Origin of the sequence: Achromobacter sp. GbtcB20 (genome assembly GCF_019091095.1) — a bacterium.
In the GTDB taxonomy this organism is placed as follows: domain Bacteria; phylum Pseudomonadota; class Gammaproteobacteria; order Burkholderiales; family Burkholderiaceae_B; genus Achromobacter; species Achromobacter mucicolens.
In genome coordinates this window covers 1-243 of record NZ_JAGXJZ010000814.1, presented here as the reverse complement: position 1 = coordinate 243, position 243 = coordinate 1, and the positions used below count along the sequence as shown (strand labels likewise).

General features: G+C 68.7%; 1 protein-coding gene. It reads right to left on the bottom strand.

The genetic code is table 11. From position 1 onward, the window contains the following. Positions 1-243, bottom strand: a 243-nt coding sequence (locus tag KVT32_RS31225; protein ID WP_217619550.1) for a diguanylate cyclase domain-containing protein, incomplete at both ends; no start/stop codon positions are given.

Here is a 243-nt window from a genome sequence, read left to right as displayed (position 1 = left end):
GTGTCGTTGAACTTGCGGAAGCGGTCGAAGATCAGGAACAGCAGCGCGAACTGGCCGCTGCCATCGGGGCGCCCGAGCAGCATCTGCAAATGCTCGCGTACGGCGGCGCGGTTCGGCAGGCGCGTCAGCGCACCGGTGCGGGCTTCGCTGCGCAGGCGCCGGCGCAGGGTTTCCTGCTCGCGCTGGATATCGAAGGTGGCGTCGGTGATGGCCGCCATCAGGCGCTCGGGGTCGAGCTTGAGC